The 21880-nt window shown below is 61.2% G+C and carries 18 protein-coding genes and 1 pseudogene; 13 read left to right on the top strand and 6 right to left on the bottom strand.

What is annotated here, in order from left to right; genetic code table 11:
* Positions 1-100: 100 nt before the first annotated feature.
* Positions 101-847 carry an NRDE family protein gene (locus tag ACYZT1_RS23880; protein ID WP_462016983.1) on the bottom strand — a complete coding sequence of 249 codons (747 nt, stop codon included), beginning with the start codon at positions 845-847 and terminating at the stop codon, positions 101-103.
* A 132-nt stretch (positions 848-979) separates the two neighbouring features.
* Between ACYZT1_RS23880 and ACYZT1_RS23875 the strand changes: the two genes are divergently transcribed.
* From ACYZT1_RS23875 to ACYZT1_RS23865, 3 genes are all read left to right on the top strand, one after another.
* A complete protein-coding gene (locus ACYZT1_RS23875) occupies positions 980-1762 on the top strand; it encodes a sulfite exporter TauE/SafE family protein (RefSeq protein ID WP_462016982.1) in 783 nt (260 codons plus the stop codon).
* 83 nt (positions 1763-1845) lie between these two features.
* Positions 1846-2652: a prolipoprotein diacylglyceryl transferase gene (lgt, locus tag ACYZT1_RS23870; RefSeq protein ID WP_462016981.1), complete on the top strand. Its 807-nt coding sequence runs from the start codon at positions 1846-1848 to the stop codon at positions 2650-2652.
* Positions 2653-2701: 49 nt separating this feature from the next.
* Positions 2702-3673, top strand: a complete 972-nt coding sequence (locus ACYZT1_RS23865; RefSeq protein ID WP_462016980.1) for a thymidylate synthase — start codon at positions 2702-2704, stop codon at positions 3671-3673.
* Between the two features lie 126 nt (positions 3674-3799).
* On the opposite strand, the gene cadR is transcribed toward ACYZT1_RS23865, so the two are convergent.
* Positions 3800-4249, bottom strand: coding sequence for a Cd(II)/Pb(II)-responsive transcriptional regulator (gene cadR / locus ACYZT1_RS23860; protein ID WP_462016979.1), 450 nt, complete (start codon positions 4247-4249; stop codon positions 3800-3802).
* Positions 4250-4333: 84 nt separating this feature from the next.
* Here cadR and ACYZT1_RS23855 point away from each other — a divergent pair, with 84 nt between their 5' ends.
* The 7 genes from ACYZT1_RS23855 to ACYZT1_RS23825 all read left to right on the top strand — a co-directional run bounded on the left by ACYZT1_RS23855 (position 4334) and on the right by ACYZT1_RS23825 (position 13504).
* Positions 4334-6595 (top strand): heavy metal translocating P-type ATPase, encoded by a 2262-nt coding sequence (locus tag ACYZT1_RS23855; protein WP_462016978.1) that lies wholly within the window; start codon positions 4334-4336, stop codon positions 6593-6595.
* A gap of 16 nt (positions 6596-6611) precedes the next feature.
* A complete protein-coding gene (locus ACYZT1_RS23850; protein WP_462016977.1) occupies positions 6612-7475 on the top strand; it encodes a LysR family transcriptional regulator in 864 nt (287 codons plus the stop codon).
* Positions 7476-7780: 305 nt separating this feature from the next.
* Positions 7781-8857: a putative 2-aminoethylphosphonate ABC transporter ATP-binding protein gene (locus tag ACYZT1_RS23845; RefSeq protein ID WP_462016976.1), complete on the top strand. Its 1077-nt coding sequence runs from the start codon at positions 7781-7783 to the stop codon at positions 8855-8857.
* Complete coding sequence (locus ACYZT1_RS23840) at positions 8857-10581, top strand: putative 2-aminoethylphosphonate ABC transporter permease subunit (protein WP_462016975.1); 1725 nt, start codon at positions 8857-8859, stop codon at positions 10579-10581. The genes ACYZT1_RS23845 and ACYZT1_RS23840 overlap by 1 nt, the downstream gene beginning before the upstream one ends.
* Positions 10582-10643: 62 nt before the next feature.
* Positions 10644-11669, top strand: coding sequence for a putative 2-aminoethylphosphonate ABC transporter substrate-binding protein (locus tag ACYZT1_RS23835; protein WP_462016974.1), 1026 nt, complete (start codon positions 10644-10646; stop codon positions 11667-11669).
* 141 nt (positions 11670-11810) lie between these two features.
* Positions 11811-12944: a TIGR03364 family FAD-dependent oxidoreductase gene (locus ACYZT1_RS23830; RefSeq protein ID WP_462016973.1), complete on the top strand. Its 1134-nt coding sequence runs from the start codon at positions 11811-11813 to the stop codon at positions 12942-12944.
* Positions 12944-13504 (top strand): phosphonate degradation HD-domain oxygenase, encoded by a 561-nt coding sequence (locus ACYZT1_RS23825; protein ID WP_462016972.1) that lies wholly within the window; start codon positions 12944-12946, stop codon positions 13502-13504. Before ACYZT1_RS23830 ends, ACYZT1_RS23825 begins: the two co-directional genes overlap by 1 nt.
* A 63-nt stretch (positions 13505-13567) precedes the next feature.
* Here the strand turns inward: ACYZT1_RS23825 and ACYZT1_RS23820 are convergent, their stop codons facing one another.
* Both ACYZT1_RS23820 and ACYZT1_RS23815 read right to left on the bottom strand, forming a co-directional pair.
* Positions 13568-14944: a GTPase/DUF3482 domain-containing protein gene (locus ACYZT1_RS23820; protein WP_462016971.1), complete on the bottom strand. Its 1377-nt coding sequence runs from the start codon at positions 14942-14944 to the stop codon at positions 13568-13570.
* Complete coding sequence (locus ACYZT1_RS23815) at positions 14937-16307, bottom strand: DUF2868 domain-containing protein (RefSeq protein ID WP_462016970.1); 1371 nt, start codon at positions 16305-16307, stop codon at positions 14937-14939. Before ACYZT1_RS23815 ends, ACYZT1_RS23820 begins: the two co-directional genes overlap by 8 nt.
* 98 nt (positions 16308-16405) lie before the next feature.
* Between ACYZT1_RS23815 and ACYZT1_RS23810 the strand changes: the two genes are divergently transcribed.
* On the top strand, positions 16406-16918 hold the full coding sequence (locus ACYZT1_RS23810) for a dihydrofolate reductase (RefSeq protein WP_462016969.1): 513 nt from the start codon (positions 16406-16408) through the stop codon (positions 16916-16918).
* A 97-nt stretch (positions 16919-17015) separates the two neighbouring features.
* Here the strand turns inward: ACYZT1_RS23810 and ACYZT1_RS23805 are convergent, their stop codons facing one another.
* Positions 17016-18407, bottom strand: a complete 1392-nt coding sequence (locus ACYZT1_RS23805; RefSeq protein WP_462016968.1) for an L-cystine transporter — start codon at positions 18405-18407, stop codon at positions 17016-17018.
* A 255-nt stretch (positions 18408-18662) separates the two neighbouring features.
* Here ACYZT1_RS23805 and ACYZT1_RS23800 point away from each other — a divergent pair, with 255 nt between their 5' ends.
* Both ACYZT1_RS23800 and ACYZT1_RS23795 read left to right on the top strand, forming a co-directional pair.
* Positions 18663-19730: an HAD family hydrolase gene (locus tag ACYZT1_RS23800; protein ID WP_462016967.1), complete on the top strand. Its 1068-nt coding sequence runs from the start codon at positions 18663-18665 to the stop codon at positions 19728-19730.
* A gap of 37 nt (positions 19731-19767) precedes the next feature.
* A pseudogene (locus ACYZT1_RS23795) lies at positions 19768-19860 on the top strand (outer membrane lipoprotein carrier protein LolA); the annotation flags it as partial.
* Positions 19861-19913: 53 nt separating this feature from the next.
* On the opposite strand, the gene ilvD reads toward ACYZT1_RS23795, so the two are convergent.
* Positions 19914-21755 (bottom strand): dihydroxy-acid dehydratase, encoded by a 1842-nt coding sequence (ilvD, locus tag ACYZT1_RS23790; protein ID WP_462016966.1) that lies wholly within the window; start codon positions 21753-21755, stop codon positions 19914-19916.
* Positions 21756-21880 lie beyond the last annotated feature (125 nt).

Genomic DNA, 21880 nt, shown 5'->3' with positions numbered 1-21880 from the left:
CAGCTCCCACAGGTTTTGGTGCTGATTTCAAATCAGTGAACCGACCCAAGTCCTGTGGGAGCTGGCTTGCCTGCGATGAGGCCAGTCCAGACAACAACGATCAGGCCCTGATCTCAACTTCCCCAAGATGTCCCCCATACGGCCCGAAACTCCGCTCGACCATGCGCCGGGTCCCATCCGCCTGAACTATCAGCGCCGTACTCGCCCGGGTCCCGTAAGTCGGGCTGGCAATGAACACACTCGACAACAACGTCTCGGTCGCCAACCCCACCCCGGTATCCGGCAATTCGGCAAACTGCGCGGTCTGCGGGTCATTCAGCAAGGCCAGTAACGCCTCGGGCTGCGGATCGTCCAGCAACAGTTCCAGTGCCCCACGCGCTTTCAGCAGTTTGGGCCACGGCGTATCCAGCGCGGCGTTCGATAGCCCATAGACTCCCGGCGGCATCATTACCGCTTCGGTTTCATGCGAGTTGAAGTGCCACAGCTCATTCGCATTGCCGATCAGCAGGTTAAACCCTGCATATTCCAGCGAGCGCCCGACAACGTCGCTCAAATAATCATCAATCGGCATGTCGCCACTCAAAAAGCGCGCCACCAGTTCGCCGCGCGATTTACGCGCGGGCGGTTGATGGGGGACGCGAATATTGGTCAGCGCGGCGAAGCGTCCGTTTGCGCCGACGCCGAGCCAGGTGCCGCCGGCTTCGAGATCGCGACCGGCGTAAACCTGCGGTACTTCTGGCCATTGCGCCAGTGGCAAGCTCGGCCGGGCGTAGAATTCGTCACGGTTGGCCGCGACGATCAACGGTTGCGCATGACCCGGTCGCCAAGCGAAAACAATCAGGCACATAAGGTGGTCCTTGTGTGTTTTTTGCTCACTCTACGCAGTCGACGCTGATCGATCCATCGCCATCCGCAGTGGGCCTCGGGTCACGCATCCGTTAACATGCGAGGCTATTTTGCGAAGCGGACCAGGACGGCCATGGAAATTCTGCTCTATCTGGCGCTCGGCGCCTGCGCGGGCGTGCTGGCGGGCCTGTTTGGCGTGGGCGGCGGGATCATCATTGTTCCGGTGCTGGTGTTCAGTTTTACCTTGCAGGGCTTCGATCCCTCGGTCCTGACTCACTTGGCCGTCGGTACGTCTCTGGCGACGATCATCTTCACCTCGATCAATGCCGTGCGCGAGCATCACCGCCGCGGCGCCGTACGTTGGCCGATCTTCGCCTGGATGACTGCCGGAATTCTGATCGGTGCAGGGTTTGGTGCGCTGACCGCTGAAGCGATTTCCGGCCCCAACTTGCAGAAGATCATCGGCGTGTTTGCGCTGATCATTGCGGTTCAGCTTGCGCTGGACTTCAAGCCCAAGGCCAGCCGCACAGTGCCCGGTAAAGTCGGGCTGACCGTTGCCGGCACAGTCATTGGCTGGGCGTCGGCGATTTTCGGAATTGGCGGCGGCTCGTTGACCGTGCCGTTCCTGACCTGGCGTAGCGTACCGATGCAGCAAGCAGTGGCGACATCTTCGGCCTGCGGTCTGCCGATTGCGCTGGCCAGTGCAGCAAGTTTCATGATTCTGGGGTGGCACGATCCATTGTTGCCGGCCCATAGTCTGGGTTTCATTTATTTGCCGGCGTTGGTGGGGATTGCTTTGACCAGCATGATCTTCGCCCGCTTTGGTGCACGACTGGCCCATCGCCTGTCGCCGCGCCTGCTGAAAAGATTGTTCGCCGCATTGCTGTTCTGCGTCGGTCTGAGCTTTTTGCTCTAGCACGCACCGCAATGCTGGCTTAATCCTGGCGTGACAGCGTCGCCCGGGCATTTTTCAGGTTTCAACTCTAACGAGGAGTCGCAATGCTGCCTTACCCGCAGATTGACCCGGTGGCCCTGGCCATCGGTCCGCTGAAAATCCACTGGTACGGTTTGATGTACCTGATCGGCATCGGCGGTGCGTGGCTGCTGGCGTCGCGCCGGCTCAACCGTTTCGACCCGACCTGGAGCAAAGAAAAGCTCTCCGACATGGTGTTCTGGATGTCGATGGGCGTCATCGTCGGTGGTCGTTTGGGTTATGTATTGTTTTACGACCTGAGCGCCTACCTCGCCAACCCGACGTTGATTTTCGAAGTGTGGAAGGGCGGCATGTCGTTCCACGGCGGGTTCATCGGCGTGATGCTCGCCGCGTTGTGGTTCGGCAAGAAGAACGGCAAATCGTTTTTCCAATTGATGGACTTCGTCGCGCCGATGGTGCCGATCGGCCTGGGCGCCGGGCGCATCGGCAACTTCATCAACGCCGAGTTGTGGGGCAAAGCCACCGACGTTCCTTGGGCGATGGTGTTCCCGACCGATCCGGCGCAACTGGCCAGGCACCCGTCGCAGCTGTACCAGTTCGCCCTGGAAGGGCTGGCGCTGTTTGCGATCCTGTGGATATTTTCGCGCAAGCCGCGGCCAACCATGGCGGTCTCCGGAATGTTCGCGCTGTTCTACGGCATTTTCCGTTTCATTGTCGAATTCGTCCGCGTTCCCGACGCGCAGCTCGGTTATCTGGCGTGGAACTGGCTGACCATGGGTCAGGTGCTCTGCGTACCGATGATTCTTGGCGGACTGTTCCTGATCTGGCTGGCGTATCACCGCGCTCCGGCGACACCCGCAGCGGCTGTATAAAATTCGAACGCCGGGGTGACGGCCCCGGGTTCAAGGACACAGGTAACTCATGAAGCAATATCTCGAACTGGTCGCCCACGTCATCAAGAACGGCACCAAACAGGCCAACCGCACCGGCATTAACACCATCAGTTTCCCGGGCGCCATGCTGCGCTACGACCTGAAGGAAGGTTTCCCGGCGATCACCACGCGCAAAATGGCCTTTAAATCGGCCATCGGCGAGATGTGTGGTTTTCTGCGCGGGGTCAACAACGCTGCCGAATTCCGCGCTCTGGGCTGTAAGGTCTGGGACCAGAATGCCAACGAAAACGCGCAGTGGCTGGCCAACCCGTTCCGTCAGGGCGAAGACGACCTCGGTGAAATCTACGGCGTGCAGTGGCGCAAATGGCCCGCGTACAAGCAGATCCCGATGAGCAACCAGGCCGCCATCGAGCAAACCCTGAGCCAGGGTTATCGTCAGATTGCCGAAGGCGAAGAAGACGGCCAGGCCTATGTGGTGTTGTACAAAGCGATCGATCAGATTCGTCAGTGCGTCGACACCATCATCAAGGACCCGGGCAGCCGCCGCATCCTGTTCCACGGCTGGAACGTGGCGCAGCTTGATGAAATGGCCTTGCCACCGTGTCATCTGCTGTACCAGTTTCATCCGAACGTCGCGACCAAAGAGATTTCGCTGACGCTTTATATTCGATCCAACGACTTGGGTCTGGGAACGCCGTTCAACCTCACCGAAGGCGCAGCGTTGTTAAGCCTGATCGGTCGCCTGACCGGTTACACGCCGCGCTGGTTCACCTATTTCATCGGTGACGCGCACGTTTATGAAAACCATCTGGACATGCTCAACGAGCAGCTCACGCGCGAGCCGTTCCCGATGCCGAAGTTGAAAATCAATGATCGCGTGCCGGAGTTCGCCAAGACCGGTGTGTATCAGCCCGAGTGGCTGGAACTGATCGAGCCGGGTGATTTCTCGCTGGAAGGGTATGAGCATCATCCACCGATGACCGCGCCAATGGCGGTCTAAACCTGAACTTCAAATTCCTGTGGGAGCGAGCTTGCTCGCGATGAGGCCATCACAGCCAACATCCATGTTGACTGTCAGGCCGACATCGCGAGCGAGCTAGCTCCCACATTTGGTTATGGGGTGGTCTCAGTGGCCGTGACTGCGGCCCACATGCGAGTGCTCCACCTCTGTCGCCACCACGCCGCCACTCACTTCCAGCCGTTGCAAAATCCCGCATTGATCGATTTCCATTCCTTCACCGCAACGTTTGCGCAGGTCGAGCAGTTGCGCCTGTAACGCCAGCAAGCCGTCGATGCGCGCCTTCACGTGATGGATGTGTTCATCAACCAGCGCATTCACGCTTTCGCATTGATCCTGTGGGCTGTCACGCAACGCCAGCAAACTGCGGATTTCCTCGAGCGTCATGTCCAGCGTCCGGCAGTTGCGGATAAACGTCAGGCGTTCGGCGTGGGCCTGGGTGTAAACGCGGTAGTTGCCGTCGCTGCGCGCCGGTTCGGGCAGGAGATGTTCGCGCTCGTAATAGCGGATGGTTTCCACGGCGCAGTCGGTGAGTTTTGCCAGTTCTCCGATCTTCATGAGGGTTGCTTCCAAATAGGTGCTTGACCCTATAGTGGCTACAGGGTCTTTACTTGGCAACAGGCACCTTTATGGACGAAACCGATGAGCGATTCCCGGCACACGCACAAACATGAAGTCGCAGATGATTGCTGCAGCACCCCTCAACTTGCGCCGAAGCATGTGCATGGCGGTCAGGCCGATGCCTGTTGTGCCTCGAAGGTCGCAGCGCCGTCGCTGGTTCAATTGACCGAGGCACCCAGCGCCGACGCACGGCTGAATCGTTTCCGTATCGACGCAATGGATTGTCCGACCGAGCAGACGCTTATCCAGAACAAACTCGGCAAACTCGCCGGCGTGCAGCAACTGGAATTCAACCTGATCAACCGCGTGCTGGGTGTCACTCACGACCTGCCGAGCACTGCGCCGATCATCGAGGCGATCAAATCCCTGGGTATGCAGGCCGAGCCGTTGGAGCAGGGCGTTGACGCCCCGGCCCCGGTGCCGCAGAAAAAATCCTGGTGGCCGCTGGCACTGTCCGGGGTGAGCGCGCTGGTCGCCGAGGTCATCCACTTCACCGACGCCGCGCCCAACTGGGTGGTGGCGGTGATCGCGTTGCTCTCAATCCTCAGTGCCGGTCTCGACACCTACAAAAAGGGCTGGATCGCCCTGAAACATTTCAATCTCAACATCAACGCGTTGATGAGCATCGCGGTGACCGGGGCGATCCTGATCGGCCAGTGGCCGGAAGCGGCGATGGTGATGTTCCTGTTCACCGTCGCCGAATTGATCGAGGCGAAATCGCTGGACCGGGCACGCAACGCGATCAGCGGTTTGATGCAGATGACGCCGGAGCAGGCCACCGTGTTGCAGGCCGACGGCAGCTGGCATTTACAGGATGTCAAAACCGTCGACCTCGGGGCGCGCGTACGTGTTCGGCCTGGCGAGCGAATCGGTCTCGACGGTGAGGTGGTGTCGGGCAACTCGACGATCGATCAGGCGCCGATCACCGGGGAAAGCCTGCCAGTCGAGAAGACCACTGGCGACCAGGTGTTCGCCGGCACCATCAACCAGGCCGGGTCGCTGGAGTACTCGGTGACGGCTGCGGCCAGTCATTCGACCCTGGCGCGGATTATCCATGCCGTCGAACAGGCCCAGGGCGCGCGGGCGCCGACCCAGCGTTTCGTCGACCGATTCTCGAAAATCTACACGCCAGCGGTATTTGTTCTGGCGCTGGCCGTGGCGGTGATTCCGCCGTTGTTCATGGGTGCGCTCTGGTTCGACTGGATCTACCGGGCGCTGGTGCTGCTGGTGGTCGCGTGCCCGTGCGCCTTGGTGATTTCCACGCCGGTGACCATCGTCAGCGGTCTCGCCGCAGCGGCGCGCAAAGGCATTCTGGTCAAGGGCGGCGTCTATCTGGAAGGCGGTTACAAACTCGACTACCTGGCCTTGGACAAGACCGGCACGATCACCCACGGCAAACCGGTGCAGACCGATTACCAGTCGCTGGATCCGACCGTCGATGAAACTGCTCCGGCGATTGCTGCGGCGCTGGCCGGTCGTTCGGATCATCCAGTGTCGCAAGCGATCGCCAATGCGGCGCAGGACAAAAATTTTGCCATGCTGGCTGTGGATAACTTCGAGGCGCTGGGCGGGCGGGGTGTGCGCGGTGACATCAACGGCCAGACCTACCACCTGGGCAATCACCGCCTGGTCGAAGACCTCGGCCTGTGTTCGCCCGCGCTGGAGCAGAAACTGTTCGCCCTGGAAAAACAAGGCAAATCCGCGGTGTTGCTGCTTGATTCGTCCGGCCCGCTGGCGCTGTTCGCGGTGGCGGACACGGTGAAAGAGTCCAGCCGCGAAGCGATCCGGCAACTGCATGAGCTGGGTATAAAAACCCTGATGCTCACCGGCGACAATGCCCACACGGCGCAGGCCATTGCCGCACAGGTCGGCATTGATCAAGCCCAGGGCGACCTGCTGCCGACCGACAAGCTGCACGCCATCGAAGCACTTTATGCACAGGGTCATCGAGTTGGCATGGTCGGCGACGGCATCAACGATGCGCCGGCGCTGGCCCGCTCCGAGATTGGTTTCGCGATGGCCGCCGCTGGTACCGACACGGCAATAGAAACCGCCGATGTAGCCCTTATGGACGACGATCTGCGCAAAATCCCGACGTTTATCCAGTTGTCGCGCCAGACTTCGCGCATCCTCAAACAGAACATTGCGCTGGCATTGGTCATCAAAGCGATCTTTCTTGGGGTAACCTTTGCCGGGGTTGCCACGATGTGGATGGCAGTCTTCGCCGACATGGGCGTCAGCCTGCTGGTGGTGTTCAACGGTTTACGCCTGTTGCGTAAATGATCGATGAGGGAAAGCTGTGCTGAGTGCCGAGCTGAAGGCGTTTTATATGGTGGCCCGTTTGGGCAGTATCACCCTGGCGGCGAAGAAGCTCGGCCTCAGTCAGCCCACCGTGACGACGCAAATCCGCCAGCTGGAAAGCCAGTATTCGGTGGAATTGTTCTACCGCGGCGGACGGCGCCTCAGCGTCAGTGACGACGGCGCGCGTCTGCTGCCGATGGTAAAGGCGCTGTTGCAACAGGAAGCGGACATCGAGTTTTTCCTGCGCAACAGTGGTCAGGTTCAGGGCACATTGCGCATTGCCGCCACGGCGCCTTATTACATTCTCGATCTGGTGAAGGCTTTTCGCGAGCGCCTGCCGCAGGTGGAAGTGTCGGTGGAGATCGGCAATTCCCAGCAGGTGATCGAGGCACTCGAGGATTACCGGGTCGACGTCGCTGCGTCTTCGCAGATGCTCGACGATGCGCGGTTGATCCGCCGGGTGCTCGGCAGCGATCCGCTGGTGCTGGCGGTGCATCGCAATCATCCGCTGGCGGTGCACGATCATGTGCCGCTCAGTGCCTTGGCCGGGCACACCTTGTTGATGCGCGAGTCGGGCTCGACCACCCGCTGCCTCACCGAACAATTGCTCGCCGGCGCCGGGGTCAGCTTCGGCCCGTTGCTGGAGATCGGCAGCCGCGAGTCGATTCGCGAAGCCGTGCTGCGCAACATCGGCATCAGCCTGATCGCTCGGCAGGAAGTTCCCCATGATCCGCAGTTGCGTGTGCTGACCCTGGAGAATGCACCGCAGATTCCCGAGTATTTGTACTGCCTCAAGGAGCGCAAAGGCGCGCGATTGCCGGCGGCATTTCTTGGGTTGGCGCAGGAGATGTCGCCTGTTTAGATCCCTGTGGCGAGGGGTCTTGTCGGAATGCCGCACCACCCCGGTCGGCTGCGCAGCAGTCGTAAAACCATTGAATGCGCTCTGCCTGACGAAACACGATCACAGGTTTTACGGCCGCTTCGCGACCCAACGGGGTGGTGCGGCATTCCGACAAGCCCCCTCGCCACAATTTCATCCGGCATAAGACCGCAGAGCTCCCCAACCCAAATCCCCGAATACCACTATCAGCCATTTTTGCTCCGCTGCCACATGACAGACGCATTACATCCCTAGGATGAGCCTCATCTGCTTGATGAGGCCTGTCCATGAACCACTCGATCGCAACTGCCCTGACCAACCCCGGTGCGCCGATGAAAGTGCGTGGCGTGCAGAAACGCTTTGGCGCCTTCACCGCGCTGGACAACGTCTCGCTCGACGTCGCGGCGGGCGAGCTGGTGTGTCTGCTGGGTCCGTCGGGCTGTGGCAAAACCACGCTGCTGCGCTGCATTGCCGGTCTCGAGAAGCAGGACAGCGGCGAGATGTACCTCGGTGGCCGTGACGTTTCCCATCTGGCACCGCAGGCTCGGGATTACGGCATTTTGTTTCAGTCCTACGCACTGTTCCCCAATCTCACCGTTGAAGCGAACATTGCTTACGGCCTCGCCGGCAATGGTCGCGATGAAGTGCGCAAGCGCGTCGGGCAGATGCTGGAACTGGTCGGCCTGATCGGCAGCGAGAAAAGGTACCCAGGCCAACTGTCCGGCGGCCAGCAGCAACGTGTTGCCCTGGCCCGCGCGCTGGCCCCGGCGCCGTCGCTGCTGCTGCTCGACGAACCGATGTCGGCCCTCGACGCCCGCGTTCGCGAGCACTTGTGCACTGAGCTGCGCCAGCTGCAGCGCAACCTCGGCGTGACCACACTGATGGTCACGCACAACCAGGATGAGGCCATGCTGATGGCCGACCGCATCGCCGTGATGAACAACGGCAAGGTCGAGCAATACGCCACGCCGCAAGACATCTACGACCGACCGGCGACGCCGTTTGTGGCGGAATTTGTCGGCCAGGGTAACTGGCTGCCCTTCAACCGCAGCAGTGATAGCCACGCACAAGTCGGCGGCATGAGCATGCGTCTGGTCGACGGCAGTGCGAAATCTGCGTCGGGCCGCTTGTTCTGCCGCCCGGAAGCGATCAACGTCAACCCGCCGGTGCATGAGGAAAACCTGTTCCCGGCAAAAATCCGCGAAATCACCTTTCTCGGCAATCGTTGCCGCATGAGCTTTGAACTCGATCAATTGCCCGGCCACGCCTTGCTCGCCGAACTGGCGCCGGAATCCATGCCACGCCTCGGCGCGCAGCAGATCATGGTCGCCTTGCCTCCACGCAGTCTGCAGGTGTTCGCCTGATGAGCGCGAACCTCGCGCTGCCGTTACCGCACAAGCAGGTTCGGCAGACCTCCCGTGCCGAAATCGGCGACCGGGTATTCGTGGTCGGTGGCAAAGTCCTGTTGCTGGTGTTGCTCGGCGTGGCGGTGTTGATGCCGTTGCTGGCGATCTTCTGGCGCGGCTTCAGTTCGGAAGCCGGGCAGGGCGGTGGTCTGGTCGCTGCCCGTGAACTGGTCACCAGTGCGAATTTCCATTGGTTGCTCGGCAACAGTTTGAAAGTTTCCCTCAGCGTCGCGGCGATTGTCGTACCGCTGGCTTACCTGTTTGCCTACGCCCTGCAACGCACGTTGATTCCGGGCAAAGGTATCTGGCGCGGCATATCGCTGCTGCCGCTGATGGCGCCATCGATGCTGCCGGGGATTGCCCTGGTTTATCTGTTCGGCAATCAGGGCATGTTGCGCGGTTTGCTCTCGGACAATATCTACGGTTTCTGGGGCATTGTGCTCGGCGAGGTGATCTACACCTTCCCACACGCCTTGATGATGCTTTTGTCGGCGCTGTCGCTGGCGGACGCGCGACTGTTCGATGCTGCCTCCAGCATGGGCGCCAGTCCGGCAAAAGCCTTCCGCAGCATCACCTGGCCGGCGACGCGTCAGGCCGTGTTTGCCGCGTTCTGTCTGGTGTTCACCTTGACCATCACTGATTTTGGGGTGCCCGTGGTGGTCGGCGGCGATTATCAGGTGCTGGCGCTGGAAGCCTACAAAGCCGTGGTCGGCCAGCAGCAATTCGGTCGCGGCGCCCTGATCGGCATGGTCCTGCTGCTGCCGGCACTGCTCAGTTTTGCGGTGGATGCCTGGCTGCGCCGGCGGCATGGCGATTCCATGAGCGGTCGGGCCCAGGTCTTTCAACCGGCGCCATCGAAACTGCGCGACGGTTGCTACTTCGCCATTGTTTTGCTGATCTGTGCGGCGTTGCTGCTGGTGTTCGGCATGGCCGTGTTCTCGTCGCTGGTGAAATTCTGGCCGTACAACCTGTCGCTTTCGCTCAACCATTACCGGTTCAACGACACAGCGGGCGGCGGCTGGCTGGCCTACGGCAACAGCGTGAAGATGGCGCTGTGCACGGCGCTGATCGGCAGTGTGCTGATTTTCACCGGCGCCTACCTGATGGAAAAAACCAAAGGCCAGCGCGGGCTGAACCTGACCCTGGGCATGCTCAGTTTCGTGCCCATGGCGGTGCCCGGTCTGGTGCTTGGTCTGGGTTACGTTTTTTTCTTCAACCTCAGCGGCAACCCGCTGCATGTGCTCTACGGGACCATGACGCTGCTGGTCGTCTGCACCATTGCTCACTATTTGACCACCGCGCAAATGACTGCGACCACCGCGCTGCGTCAGCTGGATGCCGAGTTCGAAGCCGCCGCGTTGTCGCTCAAGGCGCCCCTGTATAGGCACTTCCTGCGCGTCACCGTGCCGATCTGCCTGCCGGCGCTGCTGGACATCGTGCGCTACCTGTTCGTCTCGGGCATGACCACCGTCTCGGCGGCGATCTTCCTCTACAGCCCCGACACCCTCCTCGCGGCGGTGGCGGTGCTGAACATGGACGACGCCGGCAACGTCGGCGGTGCGGCGGCGATGTCGACCCTGATTCTGTTCACCTCGGCGGGCGTGTCCTTGCTGCTGGCCTGGGCCTCGCGCGGTTTGCTGCGCCGCTCCCAGGCCTGGCGGCAGACCGCGCCCGGCAACTGATTCGCTCTTCTGAAATCGCTGCTTTTATATCGAAAGCCCTCAACTCAAAACAGGAAAAGATCATGTTCAAGCCCCTGGCCCTGGCCGCTGCTGTCCTCTCCGCTTTCAGCCTGAACGCTTTCGCGGCGACCACCGAGTTGACGGTGTACACCGCCCTCGAAGCCGAACAGTTGAAGACGTACAAACAAGCTTTCGAAACAGCCAACCCGGACATCGAGATCAAATGGGTACGCGATTCGACCGGCATCATCACCGCCAAATTGCTCGCTGAAAAAGCTCGTCCGCAAGCTGATGCCGTGTGGGGCCTGGCCGCTTCGAGCCTGGCGATTCTCGATCAACAAGGCATGCTGCAGAGTTACGCGCCGAAGGACCTGGACAAGATCGGCGGCAACTATCGCGACGCCGCCAACCCGCCGGCGTGGGTCGGCATGGACGTGTGGGCGGCGACCATCTGCTTCAACACCGTCGAAGCCGAGAAGCAGGGTTTGAGCAAACCGGTGAGCTGGCAGGACCTGACCAAGCCTGAGTACAAGGGCAAGATCGTCATGCCTAACCCGGCGTCGTCCGGCACCGGTTTCCTCGACGTCAGCGCCTGGCTGCAGACCTTCGGCGAGAAGCAGGGCTGGCAGTACATGGACGACCTGCACCAGAACATCGGCCAGTACGTTCACTCCGGTTCCAAGCCTTGCAAACTGGCGGCGGCAGGTGAATTCCCGATCGGCATTTCCTTTGAATACCCGGCTGTCCAGCTCAAACGGCAGGGCGCGCCGCTGGACATTATCCTGCCTAAAGAAGGCCTGGGCTGGGAGATCGAAGCAACTGCCGTGATCAAAGGCACACCGCACGAAGCAGCGGCGAAGAAACTGGCTGATTTCTCCGCCAGCCCGGCGGCGATGGATTTGTACAAAGAGAACTTCGCTGTCCTTGCGCAGCCTGGCATCGCCAAGCCGCAGACCGAATTGCCGGCGGATTATGAGCAGCGGCTGATCAAGAACGACTTTGCCTGGGCCTCGAAAAATCGCGACGCGATCCTGGCCGAGTGGCGCAAACGGTATGACGGCAAGTCCGAGAAAGTGGCTGCCAAGTAAACCTTCATCGACTGACAGGGCCTCATCGCTGGCAGGCCAGCTCCCACAGTTTCAGGGCAGCTACAGGATTTGTGTTTAGCGCTAACCCTGTGGGAGCTGGCCTGCCAGCGATAGCGGTCTTTCATTCAGGACATTATTCAAATGACACAACACAACGACCTGCTGATCATCGGCGCCGGCATTCTTGGCCTGTCCCATGCCTACGCCGCTGCCAGACGCGGCTTCAAGGTCACGGTTTTCGAACGCAGTGAAACCCCGCTTGGCGCGTCGGTGCGCAACTTCGGCCAGGCACTGGTCACCGGCCAGCCACCGGGCCAGATGCTCGAACTCGCCAAAGCCAGCCGCACCATTTGGGGCGACTGGGCCCGGCACGCGGGCCTGCAACTCAAGCGCAACGGCTCGTACCTGTTCCCCCGTACCGAAGCCGAAGAACATTTGCTGGAAGTGTTCTGCACCGGCCGCGCCGTGGAGCACAACTATCGCGTCGAATTGTTGCAAGGCGCCGCGCTGCGCGACCTGTACGGCGGCCAGTTCCGCCATCACCGCGCCGCGTTGCACGGCATGGATGACCAGCAGTTGTACTCGCGCGAAGCGATCCCGGCATTGATCGACTACCTGCGCCGCGAACTCGGCGTCGAGTTTCATTTCTCGACGCTGGTGCGCGACATCGAACCGGGTCGCCTGCACAGCACCGCGGGCATCTTCAGCGGCGCGCAAATCATCGTGTGTTCCGGTCACGATTATCAGACGCTGCTGGCAGAACCGATCGCCGCGCTCGACTTGCAAATCTGCCGCCTGCAAATGCTCCGTGCCCGACCGCAGATCAACCTCAATCTGCAACACGCGCTGCTCACCGGTTTGAGTTGCGTGCACTACGGCGCCTTCGCCGATCTGCCGGAAGCGGCCGCCGTGCAAGCGCAGATCCTGCGCGAGCAACCACACTTGCATGACAACGGCATTCACCTGCTGATCAGCCCGACGCCTTACGGGGAGTTGATCATCGGCGATTCCCATCACTACGGCCGCGACCCTTCACCGTTCAACGCCGAGCAGGTCGATGACTGGATGATCGAACTGGCCGAGCAGACGCTAGGCTGCAAGGTGCAAGTGGTGGAGCGCTGGCAGGGCGTCTATGGCTCACGGGGGCCAGGGCCGTTCTCGTTTCTGCGGCCGATGCCGGGCGTGAGTGTGGCCCTGATGCACACCGGGGTCGGCATGAGCGTCGGCCCGGCCATGGCGGAGCGTAATGTCGCGACGTTGTTGGGGGAGTGTTGATGGGCCGCAATGAGCGAATAATTGACGAAGTGTTCGGGCTGTACGAACGCTTTGGCGACACGGACTACATCGGCGAGCCCGTGTCGCAGATCGAGCACATGTCTCAGGCAGCTCAATTGGCCATGGCCGAAGGCTTCGATGATGAAGTGGTGCTTGCGGCGTTCTTCCATGACATCGGCCACATCTGCGCCACCGAAAATGCCCGGAGCATGGGCGGGTTTGGCGTGGTCGGCCATGAGCGTCTTGGCGCCGATTACCTGCGTCGCGCCGGCTTCGGCGAACGTCTGGCTCAGCTGGTGGAATATCATGTGCAGGCCAAGCGGTATCTGACGCTCAGGGAGCCCGGGTATTTCGAGCGGTTGAGTGAAGCCAGTCGCCGGACGTTGCAGTATCAGGGCGGGGTGATGACCGAGGTGGAGGCTGAAGCGTTCGAGCGTGATCCGTTGTGCGCGGTCAGCCTGCGCATGCGGCAGTGGGATGAGTTGGCCAAGGAGATGGATGTTCCGGTGATTGATCTTGCGGTATTGAAGGAAAAAGCAGTGCGCCTGTTGGCTGCCTGAGTGGGTGTGACCGAGGCGCGGCGATGGGGCCGGCGGTGTCGCCACAAATAATCGACCCGACCGTCACAACTGCTGTGCCAACATCTCAACTTGCTCCTGCCGATCTGCCTCATTCAACTTCGGATGAGGATTGAGCGAAGACCACTGCGGATGCGCCCGAGCCTTGTTCAAGGCTTCGGGCAATTTGCCTTCGCGCCAGGTCTTGTCTTGCGGTGTGGCGACCTGAATGCTGTCCATCGCCGCGTGCCCGCGCGCGTTCAGCGCCTGCAACAGCTGGCGTTGACGCAACGCCAGCAATCTCAGCACGCTGTCGTCGACGGTCAGTTCTCGCTGACCCCTGATCTTGCCGAGTAAACGGCTGCCATAACTGCGCGCGGTTTGCAGGGCGCCGCCGGCAATTGCACCGGCCAGCGCCGCCGCGCCGAGGGTCAGGCCGCCGACCAGCAGATCCACGCCAGCCCCTGCCGCCGCGCCCGCCGCGATACCGCCGCCCACGCGCACGCCCAGTTGTTTGAGCGTTTCCGGATTGAACAAGTCGTCGCCCCAACGCCCGTCGAGCAGCGGCAGATCGCTGGCCGCCGCGTCTTGTGGGCGGAACGCATAAAGCTTGAGCAGCGCTTCGACACAACGTTGTTCGCGCTGCCGCACGGCTTTGCGCAGTTCGCTGATCGCTTGTTGTTCCTGCTCCGGCTCGCTGACCACACTGCGCCGGCACGCCGCGCAATCGATCAGCAACCCGGCAATCAGCCGCGCCGCACTGTGCTGGCGCGCCAGTCGTTGTGCCTGTTGATCGGCAATCAGCCGCTCCAGTTGTGGTCGCGAGGTTTCCAGCAGCAGCGCGAGGCTTTCGTAGAGTCGACGTTCGCCGTCTTCCGGCGGCGCGACGCTGTCGAACCGCACCAGCGCATGCAAACCCAACCGCGCTAACGCATCGCGCCAATCCGGTTCGCGGTGGTTGGCGCTGCTGACAAAATTGAGCACCGGCAGCAACGGCTTGCCGCAACTGGCCAGTACTTCCAGTTCATCGCGGTATTTCGACAGGACCGGCTCGCGAGCGTCGATCACATAGAGGCCGGCATCGCAGGTCAGCAGTTGCCGCAGCACTTTGGCTTCCTGTTCGAAGCGTTGCCGTGCTTCGCTGCCCTCAAGGAATCGGGCCAGTCGTGCCGGGCCATCAAGGCGTTCGCCGGGACGCTCCAGGCGTTCGAGGTAATCGAGCAGTGCGATGGCGTCTTCCAGCCCCGGCGTGTCGAACAGGTCGAGCAGGGGTTCACCGTCCACCGATAACCGCGCGCCTTCGACATGCCGCGTGGTGCTGGGCCGGTGGGACACCTCGCCAAAACCGACGTCCCGCGTCAGGGTGCGCAACAACGAAGTCTTGCCAACGTTGGTATGGCCGACGACGGCGAGTTTCAATGGCGGTTTGCCCGGCTTAGTCATGTCCCGTCTCCAGCCAGTTCAGCGGCGCGCTGTCAGCAAATGCCAGTTCCAGTTGTTGCAGCGCCAGGTGCCAGTCGCCGAGACGATCGGCATCCAGTGCTTCTCCCGGTGGCGCTTGCAGCAGCCAGACGCGGGTGTCGCTGGCGTTACGCGCCAGTTCGGCGATGAGTGCGAGGCTGCCGCGATCCGGCGAACGGCGCGGATCGCAAGCGATGGCCAGGCGCGCGGGCGGGAAGCGGTTGAGCTGTTCGAGCAGTTTATGGCGCGACTCGCGACTGTCGAGAATGCCCGCGTTGCTGACATTTTTCGGCAGAGACGGCGGCCACGGTCGTTGATCATCCAGCTCGATCGCCACCAGCAGCGCGCCGTCGCTTTGCAGCGCATTGACCGTGCTTTGGACGCGATGCAGGTGTTCGGGCGCCGCATCGCTGATCCCGAGGCGTTCGCTGGTGGGCATCAGCCGCTCGCGCAATTGCGCGTAGCCAGGCAGGTTGAGATCCAGACGCAGACGGGCTTTGCCGTTTTTCCAGCGCCACAGGCAGAACAACGCCAGTAGCAGTCGCGGCAACACCCCGTAGACCAGCAATACGCCGACCAGCCACGCTGCCCAGGCCTGGCGAGCGCTTTCGATATTCAACGCGCTGTCGCCGCTGGCGCGGATCATGTCCACGGTCGGTACGCTGAAACCGAGCAGGGCAGGCACAGCGCCCAGCGCTTGAGTCATGGCCACGAATGTGTCGCCGCCGAGGATCGTGGTTTCCCAGACGAAGCCATAGCGGCGGGTTGCCATCAGCATCAGCAGAATCACCAGAGCGCTGATCATCGCGAGCAACCACAAACCATTGACCAGCGTACCGAGCGCCCAGCGATTGAGTTTGTGCCGTTGCAGCAGCAAGAGCAGGGCCGGTGCCAGTTGTGCAGCCTTGGCATCGCGGGCGAGTTTTTCGCTGAGCCATAACCACAAGCGCCCAAGCGTTGCGCCATGGTCACCGGCAAAGACCGAGCCCAGTGCCCAGCTCAACAGCAAAATCAGGTTTAACCCAAGCAGGCTGCCCAGCGCCCAGAACACATTCACTGGCGTCTGGCCGTCGCCGAGTGCGGTGAAAGCCAGTCCGGCGCCGGTGACGACGGCCAGCACTGCCATGACGATCAGCGCCAGGCGCGCGCCTTGCAACCAGTGCGTGAGGGCCTTGCTCAGCCCGTCGCGCTCGGCCAGCCACAGCGCGCGGCGCTGGATTCGTGCCGACAGGTCGCCACCGGCGTTGCGCGCCAGACGGTTGGCTTCCAGATCATCCAGAGGGCCGGCGTGTTCTTCGCGCAGGCGGATGGTTTCGGTCAACCACAGGGTATTCAGTTCAGTCACGCGTCATCCCGTCGCTGCATTGAGCCGTGAGCATAACCGCTGTGGCGCTTGTCGGGGGGCTACGTTGCGAGAAGCTGACGCTCTGGTATCCTCGCCGCATGACTAAATCACTCCCCCTCAGCCTGATCGCAGCCCTCGGTGAAAACCGGGTGATCGGGGTCGAAAACAGCATGCCCTGGCACTTGCCGGGGGACTTCAAATACTTCAAGGCGACCACGCTCGGCAAGCCGATCATCATGGGCCGCAAGACCTGGGATTCCCTCGGCCGTCCACTGCCGGGGCGGTTGAATCTGGTGGTCAGCCGCCAGGCGGATCTGGTGCTGGAAGGTGCGGAAGTCTATCCGTCGCTGGCCGCCGCCGTTGTCCGCGCCGAGGCGTGGGCGCGGGAGCAGGGCGTCGATGAGCTGATGTTGATTGGTGGGGCGCAGTTGTACGCGCAAGGCCTGGCGCAGGCGGACCGGTTGTATCTGACGCGCGTGGCGTTGAGTCCGGCCGGGGATGCGTGGTTTCCGGAGTTCGATGAGAAGGTGTGGAAGAGGGTGTCCGATACCCCGAATCCGGCTGTCGATGACAAACCGGCTTACAGTTTTGAAGTCTGGGAAAGAGCTTAAAAGCATCGCGAGCAAGCTCGCTCCCACATGGCCCGCGTGAACACCGCAGATCCAGTGGGGGCGAGCTTGCTCGCGATAGCGGTTGATCAGACGCCAATCAAGCGTGCGCCAGTTCCCCATGCTCATCAGCCCCCAGCAACTCTTTATCCGTCTGCTGCATCACCTGACTGGTAATCGCCCCCGCCGCAATCGAGCCACTCACGTTCAGCGCCGTACGACCCATATCAATCAACGGCTCAACCGAGATCAGCAACGCCACCAGTGACACCGGCAAACCCATCGCCGGCAGCACGATCAGCGCGGCGAACGTGGCGCCACCGCCCACCCCCGCCACCCCGGCCGAACTCAGCGTGACGATCGCCACCAGCGTCGCTATCCACAGCGGGTCCAGCGGGTTGATGCCCACGGTCGGTGCCACCATCACCGCCAGCATCGCCGGGTACAGGCCGGCACAACCGTTCTGGCCGATGGTCGCGCCGAACGACGCCGCGAAACTGGCGATCGACTGCGGGATACCCAGGCGACTGGTCTGCGCCTCGATGCTCAAAGGAATCGTCGCGGCGCTGGAGCGGCTGGTGAAAGCAAAAGTCAGCACCGGCCAGATCTTGCGGAAAAAGCGCAGCGGATTAATCCCGGCGGCGGACACCAGCACGCCGTGCACCACAAACATCAGGCCCAGGCCGATGTAGGACACCACCACAAAACCGCCGAGCTTGATGATGTCTTGCACATTGGAGCCGGCGACCACTTTGGTCATCAGCGCCATGACGCCGTAGGGCGTCAACTTCATCACCAGACGCACCAGACGCATCACCCAGGCCTGCAGGGTGTCGATGGCGTTGATCACTTTCTGACCTTTTTCGACGTCTTCCTTCAACAGCTGCAGCGCCGCGACGCCGAGGAATGCTGCGAAGATCACCACGCTGATGATCGACGTCGGCTTGGCCCGGGCCAGGTCGGCGAAGGGGTTTTGCGGGATGAACGACAACAGCAGCTGCGGCACATTCAGGTCGGCGACCTTGCCGGCGTAATCATTCTGAATGGTTTGCAAGCGGGCCATTTCCTGGGTGCCGGCAACCAGCCCTTCAGCCGTCAGGCCGAACAGGTTGGTCAGGCCGATGCCGATCAGCGCCGCAATGGCGGTGGTAAACAGCAGCGTGCCGATGGTCAGGAAGCTGATCTTGCCCAGCGACGACGCATTGTGCAGCCGCGCCACGGCGCTGAGGATCGAGGCAAAGACCAGCGGGATCACGATCATTTGCAGCAGTTGCACGTAGCCGTTGCCCACCAGATCGAACCAGCCGATAGAGGCTTTCAAAACCGGGTTGCCGGCACCGTACACAGTGTGCAGCGCGACGCCGAACGCCACGCCCAACACCAATGCGAGCAGGACTTTTTTCGCCAGGCTCCACGAGGTATGACGGGTTTGCGCCAGGCCGAAGAGCAGGGCGAGGAACACCAGCAAATTGAGGATCAACGGCAGGTTCATTGAAAAACTCCACTAGGACATGTGCCAGCCACCTTCCGGGGAAGCCGCGAACCGGAAAGCCTAACAGCTTGATTTGCAATGAATTAATATCAAAAAAGCAGGGTGACTGTCGTTTTTGGAATAAGCGGGTGTCGCTGTCAGGGATGCAGCTGACGCGTAAGGGACTCAAGCGGTCGCAGGCAGGCGCAGCACGTTGTGGTTATTTGCTAGCGTCGGTTTCTTTGATCTAGGGTTTTTCACAAGGGAAGCACGCCGATGAAACTCGCTCCGAAATTTCTGGCTGTTGCAGTGGGATTAAGCTTGAGTCTGGGCCTCGCCGGCCAGGCGTTTGCCACCGACCTCAAACACTGGCCCCGCGATCAGGCCAAGGCGCTGGATGCGATGATTGCCGCCAACGCGAACAAAGGTAACTACGCGGTGTTCGACATGGACAACACCAGTTACCGCTACGATCTGGAAGAGTCGTTACTGCCGTTCATGGAGAACAAAGGCCTGATCACTCGCGAAAAGCTTGACCCCTCGCTGAAGCTGATTCCGTTCAAGGACACCGCCGAACACAAGGAAAGTTTGTTCAGTTATTACTACCGCCTCTGCGAACTCGACGACATGGTGTGTTACCCGTGGGTCGCCCAGGTGTTTTCCGGCTTCACGCTCAAAGAGCTCAAAGGCTATGTCGACGAGTTGATGGCGTCCGGTAAACCGGTACCGAGCACGTATTACGAAGGCGATGTGGTCAAGACCATCGAGGTCAACCCGCCACAGATTTTCACCGGTCAGAAAGAGCTGTACACCAAACTGATGGAGAACGGCATCGAGGTCTACGTGATGACCGCCGCCTCCGAAGAGCTGGTGCGCATGGTCGCGGCCGATCCGCAGTACGGCTACAACGTCAAACCGCAGAACGTGATCGGCGTGACTATGCTGCTCAAGGATCGCGAGTCCGGCGCATTGACCACGGCGCGCAAACAGATCACTGCCGGTCAGTATGACGAACAGGCAAACCTTGGCCTGGAACTGACGCCTTACCTGTGGACCCCGGCCACCTGGATGGCCGGCAAACACGCCGCGATCCTCACCTACATCGATGAATGGAAAAAACCGATTCTGGTCGCCGGCGACACCCCGACCAGCGATGGCTTCATGCTTTTTCACGGGGTCGACGTGGCCAAGGGCGGCATTCACTTGTGGGTCAACCGCAAAGACAAATACATGACTCAGCTCAACGGCATGATCGCCAAAAACGCGGCTGCACAGGCGAAGGAAGGGCTGCCGGTGACGGCGGACAAAAACTGGGTGATCGTGACGCCGGCTGAGATTCAATAAACACTGGAGATTTAATGTGGGAGCGAGCCTGCTCGCGATGGTCGTGAACGATAATGCTGGTTACCTGACACCCCACGGCGCTCTCAGGTTTTTCGCGAGCAGGCTCGCTCCTACAGTTGATCGGGTTTTATCCAAAAAAATGCCCCGCACATGGCGGGGCATTTTTATTGCGGCGGTCGGCGCTTACAGCCCGTCGAGCATCGCCTTGTTGCGCACGGCACCTTTGTCGGCGCTGGTCGCGAGCAGGGCGTAGGCCTTCAGTGCCGTGGTTACTTTGCGCGGACGTTTCTCAACCGGTTTCCAGCCTTTGTGATCCTGCTCGGCGCGGCGGCCGGCCATTTCTTCGTCGCTGATCAACAGGTTGATCGAGCGATTCGGAATGTCGATCAGCACTTTGTCGCCATCCTGCACCAAACCAATCGCGCCGCCCGCTGCTGCTTCCGGCGAAGCGTGACCGATGGACAGGCCCGAGGTGCCGCCGGAGAAACGGCCGTCGGTGAGCAGGGCGCACGCTTTGCCCAGACCTTTGGATTTGAGGTACGACGTCGGGTAGAGCATTTCCTGCATGCCGGGGCCGCCTTTCGGACCTTCATAGCGGATGATCACGATGTCGCCGGCCTTCACTTCGTCGGCGAGGATGCCGCGTACGGCGCTGTCCTGGCTTTCGAAGATTTTCGCGTTGCCTTCGAACACGTGGATCGATTCATCGACGCCGGCGGTTTTCACTACGCAGCCGTCCAACGCGATGTTGCCATAGAGAACAGCCAGGCCGCCTTCTTTGGAATAGGCATGCTCGACACTGCGGATGCAGCCGTTTTCACGGTCATCGTCCAGGGTTTCCCAACGGGTGGACTGGCTGAACGCGGTTTGCGTCGGGATGCCCGCAGGACCGGCCTTGAAGAAGGTGTGCACAGCTTCGTCGTCGGTCTGGGTGATGTCCCACTTGGCGATGCCTTCGGCCAGGGTTTTGCTGTGCACGGTCGGCAGCTCAGTATGCAGCAGGCCGCCACGGGCCAGCGAACCGAGGATGCTGAAGATCCCGCCGGCACGGTGCACGTCTTCCATGTGGTACTTCTGGATATTCGGCGCGACTTTGCACAGCTGCGGCACGTGGCGGGACAGGCGGTCGATGTCGCGCAGGTCGAAATCGATTTCTGCTTCCTGGGCGGCGGCCAGCAAATGCAGGATGGTGTTGGTGGAACCGCCCATGGCGATGTCCAGCGTCATGGCGTTTTCGAACGCCTTGAAGTTGGCAATGTTGCGCGGCAGTACCGACTCGTCGTTGTCGGTGTAGTAACGCTTGCACAGCTCGACGATGGTGCGGCCGGCCTGCAGGAACAGTTGCTCGCGGTCACTGTGGGTGGCCAGCGTCGAACCGTTGCCTGGCAATGCCAGGCCCAATGCTTCCACCAGGCAGTTCATCGAGTTGGCGGTGAACATGCCGGAGCATGAACCACAGGTCGGGCAGGCGCTGCGCTCGTACTCGGCGACTTTCTCGTCGGACGCGCTGGCGTCGGCGGCGATCACCATGGCATCGACCAGGTCGAGGCCGTGGGAGGCGAGCTTGGTCTTGCCCGCCTCCATCGGACCGCCGGAGACAAAGATCACCGGAATGTTCAGGCGCAGGGACGCCATCAACATGCCCGGGGTGATCTTGTCGCAGTTGGAGATGCACACGATCGCATCGGCGCAGTGGGCGTTGACCATGTACTCGACCGAGTCGGCAATGATCTCGCGGCTCGGAAGCGAATACAGCATGCCATCGTGACCCATGGCGATGCCGTCATCCACGGCAATGGTGTTGAATTCTTTGGCGACACCGCCCGCACGTTCGATTTCGCGGGCGACCAGTTGACCCAGGTCCTTGAGGTGGACGTGGCCCGGTACGAACTGGGTGAAGGAGTTGGCAATGGCGATGATCGGCTTTTTGAAGTCGTCATCTTTCATCCCCGTGGCGCGCCACAGTGCGCGGGCACCGGCCATGTTGCGGCCGTGGGTGGATGTTTTCGAGCGGTAATCAGGCATGAAGCACTCCGGGCGGCTAATCAGGTATCAAAAGGGAAGTGAGCTTCTGTTGACGTCTGGAACACTCAGAAATGGCCGTGTGTCCGGAAGTTGCCGATAACTTTGCGGGATCGCCGCGCGCTTCA

The sequence above is a fragment of the Pseudomonas sp. PB3P13 genome, assembly GCF_054897735.1.
Note: the sequence above shows the minus strand (reverse complement) of the source record. Positions and strands in the feature narration are given on the sequence as shown.

Coding starts and splice junctions, on each gene's coding strand:
- ACYZT1_RS23810 (WP_462016969.1), top strand. CDS start 16,406: ATGACTAAATCACTCCCCCTCAGCCTGATCGCAGCCCTCGGTGAAAAC.
- ACYZT1_RS23875 (WP_462016982.1), top strand. CDS start 980: ATGGAAATTCTGCTCTATCTGGCGCTCGGCGCCTGCGCGGGCGTGCTG.
- cadR (WP_462016979.1), bottom strand. CDS start 4,249: ATGAAGATCGGAGAACTGGCAAAACTCACCGACTGCGCCGTGGAAACC.
- ACYZT1_RS23820 (WP_462016971.1), bottom strand. CDS start 14,944: ATGACTAAGCCGGGCAAACCGCCATTGAAACTCGCCGTCGTCGGCCAT.
- ACYZT1_RS23880 (WP_462016983.1), bottom strand. CDS start 847: ATGTGCCTGATTGTTTTCGCTTGGCGACCGGGTCATGCGCAACCGTTG.
- ACYZT1_RS23805 (WP_462016968.1), bottom strand. CDS start 18,407: ATGAACCTGCCGTTGATCCTCAATTTGCTGGTGTTCCTCGCCCTGCTC.
- ACYZT1_RS23830 (WP_462016973.1), top strand. CDS start 11,811: ATGACACAACACAACGACCTGCTGATCATCGGCGCCGGCATTCTTGGC.
- ACYZT1_RS23865 (WP_462016980.1), top strand. CDS start 2,702: ATGAAGCAATATCTCGAACTGGTCGCCCACGTCATCAAGAACGGCACC.
- ACYZT1_RS23855 (WP_462016978.1), top strand. CDS start 4,334: ATGAGCGATTCCCGGCACACGCACAAACATGAAGTCGCAGATGATTGC.
- ACYZT1_RS23800 (WP_462016967.1), top strand. CDS start 18,663: ATGAAACTCGCTCCGAAATTTCTGGCTGTTGCAGTGGGATTAAGCTTG.
- ACYZT1_RS23835 (WP_462016974.1), top strand. CDS start 10,644: ATGTTCAAGCCCCTGGCCCTGGCCGCTGCTGTCCTCTCCGCTTTCAGC.
- ilvD (WP_462016966.1), bottom strand. CDS start 21,755: ATGCCTGATTACCGCTCGAAAACATCCACCCACGGCCGCAACATGGCC.
- ACYZT1_RS23840 (WP_462016975.1), top strand. CDS start 8,857: ATGAGCGCGAACCTCGCGCTGCCGTTACCGCACAAGCAGGTTCGGCAG.
- ACYZT1_RS23825 (WP_462016972.1), top strand. CDS start 12,944: ATGGGCCGCAATGAGCGAATAATTGACGAAGTGTTCGGGCTGTACGAA.
- ACYZT1_RS23845 (WP_462016976.1), top strand. CDS start 7,781: ATGAACCACTCGATCGCAACTGCCCTGACCAACCCCGGTGCGCCGATG.
- lgt (WP_462016981.1), top strand. CDS start 1,846: ATGCTGCCTTACCCGCAGATTGACCCGGTGGCCCTGGCCATCGGTCCG.